The 7910-nt window shown below is 40.4% G+C and carries 10 protein-coding genes and 1 rRNA gene; 9 read left to right on the forward strand and 2 right to left on the reverse strand.

The window, feature by feature from the left end; genetic code table 11:
• Positions 1–14 precede the first annotated feature (14 nt).
• The 6 genes from truA (at position 15) to ACFW35_RS19355 (ending at position 4778) form a co-directional block, all read left to right on the forward strand.
• Positions 15–779, forward strand: coding sequence for a tRNA pseudouridine(38-40) synthase TruA (gene truA / locus ACFW35_RS19330; RefSeq protein ID WP_379848199.1), 765 nt, complete (start codon positions 15–17; stop codon positions 777–779).
• A 150-nt stretch (positions 780–929) separates the two neighbouring features.
• Positions 930–1367 (forward strand): 50S ribosomal protein L13, encoded by a 438-nt coding sequence (gene rplM, locus ACFW35_RS19335; RefSeq protein WP_066237860.1) that lies wholly within the window; start codon positions 930–932, stop codon positions 1365–1367.
• Positions 1368–1383: 16 nt separating this feature from the next.
• Positions 1384–1776 carry a 30S ribosomal protein S9 gene (gene rpsI / locus ACFW35_RS19340; RefSeq protein WP_066237857.1) on the forward strand — a complete coding sequence of 131 codons (393 nt, stop codon included), beginning with the start codon at positions 1384–1386 and terminating at the stop codon, positions 1774–1776.
• A 343-nt stretch (positions 1777–2119) separates the two neighbouring features.
• Complete coding sequence (locus ACFW35_RS19345) at positions 2120–2560, forward strand: DUF2521 family protein (RefSeq protein WP_379848201.1); 441 nt, start codon at positions 2120–2122, stop codon at positions 2558–2560.
• A 72-nt stretch (positions 2561–2632) separates the two neighbouring features.
• Positions 2633–3358 carry an N-acetylmuramoyl-L-alanine amidase CwlD gene (gene cwlD / locus ACFW35_RS19350; protein ID WP_379848203.1) on the forward strand — a complete coding sequence of 242 codons (726 nt, stop codon included), beginning with the start codon at positions 2633–2635 and terminating at the stop codon, positions 3356–3358.
• A 376-nt stretch (positions 3359–3734) separates the two neighbouring features.
• Entirely contained in the window at positions 3735–4778 is a 1044-nt protein-coding gene (locus ACFW35_RS19355; protein WP_379848205.1) for a P-loop NTPase, read from the forward strand.
• Positions 4779–5038: 260 nt separating this feature from the next.
• On the opposite strand, the gene gerD is transcribed toward ACFW35_RS19355, so the two are convergent.
• Entirely contained in the window at positions 5039–5662 is a 624-nt protein-coding gene (gene gerD, locus ACFW35_RS19360; RefSeq protein ID WP_379848207.1) for a spore germination lipoprotein GerD, read from the reverse strand.
• Positions 5663–5809: 147 nt separating this feature from the next.
• Here gerD and ACFW35_RS19365 point away from each other — a divergent pair, with 147 nt between their 5' ends.
• Entirely contained in the window at positions 5810–6415 is a 606-nt protein-coding gene (locus ACFW35_RS19365) for a KinB-signaling pathway activation protein (protein ID WP_379848209.1), read from the forward strand.
• A 23-nt stretch (positions 6416–6438) separates the two neighbouring features.
• Here ACFW35_RS19365 and pdaB read toward each other — a convergent pair whose 3' ends face one another.
• Entirely contained in the window at positions 6439–7200 is a 762-nt protein-coding gene (gene pdaB, locus ACFW35_RS19370) for a polysaccharide deacetylase family sporulation protein PdaB (RefSeq protein WP_379848211.1), read from the reverse strand.
• A gap of 161 nt (positions 7201–7361) precedes the next feature.
• Here pdaB and ACFW35_RS19375 point away from each other — a divergent pair, with 161 nt between their 5' ends.
• Together ACFW35_RS19375 and ACFW35_RS19380 are read left to right on the forward strand one after the other, a co-directional pair.
• Positions 7362–7571 (forward strand): hypothetical protein, encoded by a 210-nt coding sequence (locus ACFW35_RS19375; RefSeq protein WP_379848213.1) that lies wholly within the window; start codon positions 7362–7364, stop codon positions 7569–7571.
• A gap of 261 nt (positions 7572–7832) precedes the next feature.
• A 16S ribosomal RNA gene (locus tag ACFW35_RS19380) occupies positions 7833–7910 on the forward strand; the annotation flags it as partial.

The following is a 7910-nucleotide window of genomic DNA, read 5'->3' on the forward strand; positions in this document are numbered from 1 at the left end:
AAGGAGAAGGAACAATGGCTCGTATGAAAGTAACCGTAGCTTATGACGGAATAGATTTTGCCGGATACCAAATACAGCCTAGCGGAAGAACGGTTCAAGGCACGATTCAGTCTGTTCTTCAAAAGATGCATAAAGGAGAGGATGTACAGATTTCAGCCTCTGGCCGCACTGATGCCGGTGTGCATGCGGTCGGCCAAGTGTTTCATTTTGATACAGAAATGAACATAACAAGTGATGCCTGGGGTAAAGCTTTAAACGCGATGCTGCCTAATGACATTTTTATAAAAGATGTAGTGGAAGTAAGTGAAGCGTTTCATTCCCGGTTTTCTGCAAAAAGCAAAGAGTACCATTACAAACTGCTCGTAAGTAAACAGCCTGATGTTTTTAGAAGGAACCATATGTTTCATTATCCGTACCCATTGATCATTAGAGATATCCAAAAAGCGTGCAGCTATTTTTTAGGCACTCATGATTTTACTTCTTTTTCATCTGCACGTACAGAAGTAGCGGATAAGGTAAGAACGATCTTTGCATTGGAATTGATTGAAGAAGGTGAGACCCTGACTTTTAAAATCAAAGGCAGCGGCTTTTTGTATAACATGGTGAGGATTATCATCGGAACTCTTTTAGAGGTCGGACAAGGCAAAAGAAAGCCTGATGAGATTATGACGATCATCGCAGGTAAAAACCGTGCATTGGCTGGCAAGACAGCACCTGCTCACGGACTTTATTTATATCAAGTAAATTACCAAGAGAATTACCTAGAGAATCATGAATAATATTTAGGATACGCTTGACATCGTTGTTTATATATTATAAGATATTATTTGGTATTTCTAAAGATATCGTCCACATGCCCCGGAGATATTTTGGGAAATGTTCACATTGAATATAATTGAATTTGATTGAAGATACAGGAGGGAAAACACATGCGTACGACTTTCATGGCGAAAGCTTCTGAAGTAGAACGTAAATGGTTTGTGATCGACGCTGAAGGCAAGACTCTTGGACGTCTATCCAGTGAAGTTGCTTCTATCCTTCGCGGTAAGCATAAGCCTATTTATACACCACACGTTGACACTGGTGATCACGTGATCATCATCAACGCAGAAAAGATTGAATTAACAGGTAAGAAATTGACAGACAAAATTTATTACCGCCACACGGGTCACCCAGGTGGACTTCGTACGAGAACTGCATTAGAAATGCGTACAACTCGTCCGGTCCAAATGCTTGAGCTAGCAATCAAAGGTATGCTTCCAAAAAACAGCCTTGGTCGCCAAATGTTCAAAAAGCTTCACGTATATGCTGGAGCTGAGCACAATAATCAAGCACAAAAACCTGAAAACTACGAGTTACGCGGATAAAAAGGAGGGTATTTACGTGGCACAAGTACAATATTATGGCACTGGACGTCGTAAGCACTCCGTAGCGCGTGTACGATTAGTTCCTGGTGAAGGCCGTATCGTTATCAACGGACGTGACATTGACGAATTTTTCGGATTAGAAACATTAAAGCTTATCGTTAAGCAACCACTTAACACAACTGAAACAACTGATAAGTATGACGTATTAGTAACTGTTCATGGCGGTGGATACACTGGACAAGCAGGAGCTATCCGTCACGGTATCTCTCGTGCGCTTCTAGAAGCAGATCCTGAGTACCGCGGTTCTCTTAAAGCAGCTGGATTCCTTACTCGTGACGCTCGTATGAAAGAGCGTAAGAAGTACGGACTTAAAGGCGCTCGTCGTGCACCTCAGTTCTCAAAACGTTAATCTTTATACGTTTATCAAAACCCTGTTCTCTTTGGAGAGCGGGGTTTTTTGTGTTTTTATGCTTTATGTTCCGAATTTATTTAGTAAAGGTGCACATTTTGTCGAGGATTGTAAACTATTGGATTCAAGGGCCGAACTTCTGATTTAAGGCCAAAACTTTTGGATCCATGATTTAAACGCTGTGAAATGAACGAATCTTCTTGTTCCAGCCGGTATTCTTTTTTAACGCAATGCCAGCTTTTCCCTTACCATCTTTTATGCAGTGTCGATAATCCTTCCTTTGAGAAAAATAAAGGTAAGGAAAAACAATGCGTAAAGTAAAAACGCAGGAAGGGGAGAAAGAATGGCTATCGTTTTAAACAACTTCAGAGAAAAACAGCGCTATAAAAAAGAAAATTTCGAGCGGAAGGTTCTTCGCGATTTATCGCTTGCTAATATAAAAAAGGAATTTCAGCGGTTGTTCCAGCCATTTTTCCAATACTCGCTTCTTTATCAAAATGATATTGAGGACGCATGCATTGATTTGGCTATCGACGCATATCTGCTAGGTGCAGGTTACAGCCGTTTCGCATACCACGGTGAAACACTGGAAAAAATTAAAGATCGTTCATATGAAAAACAAAAAGCGATCGCAGACGGCCTTTTTGAATATTGGCAGTTCTGGTGCTGGGGTACAGAGATGATGATGGAATCACTGCACCTCTGCTGTGAAGCCTTTGTCCATGTTTGGTGGATGGAAGGATACAGAAACGGTGAAAAACGCTACAGGATGAAACTGCAATAAGCTTCAATAAGTTATAAATTCTTTCTTGTCCCATATACATAGTGATATATGGCTTGTATAGGGGGACAAAACATGAAGAAGTGGGTGAAGGGAGCCGCATTTGCATTAGGGTCCGCAGTCCTTATCTTTATTTTCACCTATCGTATTTTAGATAATGATTCGTGGCGTGCATGGAACTTGCCGCTATCCGGGAAAATTATCGTTATCGATCCCGGCCATGGCGGTGCAGACGGCGGTGCTGTTGGTGATGGTGAAGTGCTGGAAAAAGAAATCGCCTTAAACATCTCAGTTATGCTGCGAGATTATTTGCAGGAATCGGGAGCGCTTGTCATCATGACCCGTGAGACGGACAAAGACTTGGCTGAAAAAGGAACAAGAAAGCTCAGGCATCGAAAATGGGAAGATTTAAAAGAACGTAAAAGAATCATTAACGAAAATCATGCGGACTTATTTATCAGTATTCATTTAAATTCTTTGCCTTCCTCCAGATGGAGAGGCGCTCAAGTGTTTTACCATCCTGGAAGAGAAGAGGGTGAAGCGGTATCGCTATTTATTCAAGATGAGATAAAGAGGAATCTTGAAAATACGAACCGGTTCGCAAAATCAATTGAAGGGCTATACCTGCTCCGATCAGCTGAAGTTCCAGGCGCATTAGTGGAAGTAGGATTCTTATCTAATCCAACAGAACGCGAATTGCTAAAGACGAAATCGTACCAGCAAAAAGTGGCGGCTTCTATTTATCAAGGAATGCTCAGGTACTATACAAATGAAACTCCTCCTAAAACTCCTTATGACTAAGGAGTTTTTTCTTTTTCTAAAGCTCTTTTTGTAAAAATTTGTTGCTATGAGAAGTGGTTGATTTCCGCTCCAGGTGCTCGCTTTCCGCGGGGCGTGTGGTGAGCCTCCTCGGCGTAAAGCGCCTGCGGGGTCTCACCTGGCACTTTGCTCCCGCAGGACAAGGAAGGCTTCGGCAGCTTTACATCGCACGAAGAAAATGTGAAGTTTATTTTCGAGGGGTCTCGCACCTTCCGCTCCAATCAACTTGTCAACGAGGTGTATTTTTAAAACAACCTAAAAAAACAGTAAAAGAGAGTAAAGAAAACCGCTTTCATGCTAGTCCTGTAAGGTTTGTGATATACTGAAAAGGAACTTTAGAGGTAAAGGATGTGTCTATGTGCTTACAGAAGAAAAAGTAATCGAGCTGTTAAGTTCTATTCAAGACCCTTATTTACATAAAAGCATGGTGGACTCCGGTAGTATTCGTGAGCTTAAAATAAAAGAAGGCTATGTTGGTTTAAAGATCGGCCTTGCGCATACAGGAACACCAGAACAAATGCAGCTGCAGCAGCAGATCGTACAAGTTCTTAAGAATGCAGGTGTAGAGTCTGTAGGTTTACGATTTGAAAAAAGAGAAGATGTTCAGACAGAAAGCCAGCCCCAGCAGCAGACGGGAGCTCCCACACTTCTGTCCGAAAACAGCAAGACTGAATTTATTGCGATCGCAAGTGGTAAAGGCGGAGTAGGTAAATCAACGGTTTCCGTCAACTTAGCAGTAGCACTTGCGAGGTTAGGAAAAAAAGTTGGATTGATCGACGCAGACATTTATGGTTTCAGTGTACCTGATATGATGGGAATCACTGAGCGTCCTAAAGTAAAAGGCGATCGTATTTTTCCGGTTGAGCGCTTTGGAGTAAAAGTCATTTCAATGGCTTTCTTTGTAGAAGACAACGCACCTGTTATCTGGCGCGGACCGATGCTTGGCAAAATGCTGATGAATTTCTTTAGCGAAGTAGAATGGGGAGACCTCGATTATGTTCTTCTCGACCTTCCTCCTGGAACAGGGGATGTTGCATTAGACGTTCATAAGATGCTTCCAAAATGTAAAGAAGTAATCGTAACAACTCCTCATGCGACCGCAGCCTTTGTTGCAGCAAGAGCTGGGACGATGGCTATTAAGACAAACCATGAAGTTATTGGGATTGTAGAAAACATGGCTTATTTCCAAAGCGAGTCCACTGGCGAAAAAGAGTATGTTTTCGGCAAAGATGGAGGAAAGCGATTAGCCGAAGAATTAAACGTTCCTTTGCTTGGGCAGATTCCATTAGGACAGCCTGAAATTAAAGAAGATGATTTTGCGCCAAGTGTGTATGAGCAGACTCATCCAATCGGTGAGCATTATATCAATATGGCTAAGACCATCATTGAAAAAACAAAATAAAAAAAAAGCCTCTTTTATAAAAGATTGTTGCTTTTAAGTAATTTTGTTCATTTCCTTCACTGACATGTTGATTGGAGTGGAAGTTGCGAGACTCCTGCGGGAGGAGCGGTCAGGTGAGACCACTCAAAGGCGCAAAACGGCGAGGGGGCTCACCGCACGCCCCGCGGAAAGCGAAGCAACTTGGAACGGAAATCAACTACTTTCAAGAGCAACAAAGTTTGCGAAAACAGCCTAAAAAAGCCTCTCTGAATGAGAGGCTTTTATTGTGCGTTCGATTGTTCCTGCTCTTGCTGACCGCCGCCAGATGCTTCTTTTTCTTTTTTTGAGATGGACTGATCGATTTCATCATGTGCTACTTTTTTCAGCATTTCTTGAATTTGAGCCTGAACAATTGGGTTTTCAAATGTTTCAAGCATTACTTTTTTCATTTCTTTTCGTACAGGCTGAGTATCTACAAGTCCTAGAAGTTTTTGTGCCATTTGAGGATTTTGCATGATCTTCATCACTTCTGCCTGATACTGCGGATCTTTTATTAGATCCTTCATAAGCTTTTCGTGTTCTTTTCGCATACTTTTTGCAAAAGCTACAGAGAACTTAGGGTCTTTAAAAAGTGTCTGCCAGAACTTCTGTCCTTTTTCAGACAGAAGCTGCTGTTCAATCGTCTGTTTTACGATTTCTTGATCAATCAGGATTTCCTGCTGAATTTCTTTATCGGATAATACTTCTTTTATTGCTTTTTTTCCTTCATCTGTTTTTAATAAGTCGACAAACATCTTCTTTGTCGTTTCATAATCCATCTGGGAACTTCCCTGGGCTTCGTTTTGAGCACAGCCCGTAAGAGAGGCCAGAATGATACAAAAGAACAAAATGTATATTTTTTTCAACTGGTTTCCTCCTCCTTTCAAGTGGGCTATATATCATTAGGATTGATTTTTAAGACTTATTTATACTGGTTATTTAAAGGAAAACTGGCAATTTAAAAAGGACATTGGTACAATCGTAACGGAGCAAGTTAGAGGGGGAAAACAAGCGTGAAAATCAAAAGTTGGCTCTTTTTATTCATAACCACACTTTTAATCGGAATTGTGAGTGCCATCACGGTAGGACTCATATTGAAATTTCCTGAGAACAGCACCATGTTGGAGCTGTTATTATACATTTTTGGACTGATCGGTTTTGGAGCCCTTTTCAGTGTTTTTAGCCAGATGGGCTTCTTTGCTTATTTGACTGTTCACCGTTTTGGCTTAGGTATCTTTAAAAGCCACCGCCTTTGGAATGGTGTGCAGCTTGTTCTTATCGCTGTAGTACTGTTCGATTTATTTTATTTAAGATATGCTTCCTTCCATAAAGAAGGCGAAAGTATTGTGAACTATATCGTTATTCCACTGGCGATTTTAGTATATGGTTTGATCATTGCATACTTAAAAGTAAAACAAACATCAAACGTAGCATTTATCCCGACGCTTTTCTTTATTACGGTTGTAACCATTCTGGAATGGGTGCCGGTGCTTAAAGAAAACAATTCTCTATCCCTTTGGATGGGTTTCGTTCCGTTAATGCTATGTAATACGTATCAAATTTTAATGCTGCACAGATTGCTGCAGAAGAACAATCAAAAAAAGCCCATTGCATCTTAAATGCACGGGCTTTTTGCTTTTTATCAGTTAACTTCTTTGCTGCTTGCTTCTGTATTGGCAATCATCTCACTGACGCTTACCAGTTTAAATCCGTCGCCTTTTAATTTATCAATAATTTGCGGAAGTGCCTTATGTGTTTGCTTAACTGAATCAGATGCATGAAGCAGAATGATATCTCCTGCTTTCGTGCCGTCAGTTGCTGAAGTAACAATCTTGTCTACACCTGGGTTTTTCCAGTCCTTCGTATCAATGCTCCAATGAACAACGGTATGATTCAAGTCTTCAGAAATATTAAGAACACGCTCATCGAAGTTCCCATTCGGCGGACGAAGAAGAGAAGTCATTTTGCCTGAAACCTTTTTGATCTTTTCTTGAGCTAAAAGAATATCCCTCTTGATCTGTTTATCTTCCCACTCGGTATAGCTTTTATATTGATAACCGAGACTCGCAACCTCATGACCATCTTTCACGATTCGTTCAACAATATCAGGATGTCTTTCAGCCCATGCAGCTGATAAGAAGAAGGTACAATTCTTTACACCTTTTTCTTTTAAAATATCCAGGATCGGTATAACTCGTTTGTCTCCCCAGCTGATATCAAAAGTCAAGGAAACTTTATTACCCTGATCTTCCCCTTTGTATATAGCCCGAGGACCGTCTTTTGAAGAGAAGACGGATAGCTGCTGCTGTCCCACGAAAGCGAGGGAGGCAGCAAAAAATGCTGCAAACACAACAACCATGTATTGTTTTACTTTCTTACCGTTTATGACAAAGAAAAATTTCATTTACACTTTACCCCCTTGTCCATACTTCCTTACAGAATATTTATGACTCTCTGGACAAGATATGACGGATATTTAAGAAAAACTAAAAAATAATAACAGAGCTTTTTCGTGGCAATAATGATAAAAGAAAATGCTAAGCGGGGTGTTTTGTTTTGATAGGAATGCTGTTGAATCATCAGGAACTTAATGAATTCGAATATGTACTCAAAAAAGAAATGGAAGAACTGATGTATGATCTAGAAGATCAAAAAATTGATGGGATCGTAAAATCAGTCCTTGAAGAAAGGTATCAAATCATTTATAGTTTATTCTGCCGGTTTGGAAAACCAGCCGATTGCAGAAGGTATTTAAGACCAAAACAAAGAAATTAATTTTTTTCTGAAAAACTGTTGACCATTACATATACATGGTGGTATATTATTTCTTGTCGCTTTTACAGCGGCGTTACAAACAAATTAAGATTCACTAAAAAAAGCGGTTGACATCAGCTGTTAAACGGTGTTATCTTATAAAAGTCGCCAAAATGAGCGACAAGCTTTAAACAAACAAGTTCTTTGAAAACTGAACAAAAGCAAAGGTAAGGAATTAAGAAATAATTCCGTCAGTTTTAAAACAAGAGCAAGTCAAACACTTTTATGGAGAGTTTGATCCTGGCTCAGGATGAACGCTGGCGGCGTGCCTAATACATGCAAGTCGAGCGAATGAAGAGG

The organism is Fictibacillus sp. NPDC058756 (genome assembly GCF_042746035.1).
In the GTDB taxonomy this organism is placed as follows: Bacteria; Bacillota; Bacilli; order Bacillales; family Fictibacillaceae; genus Fictibacillus.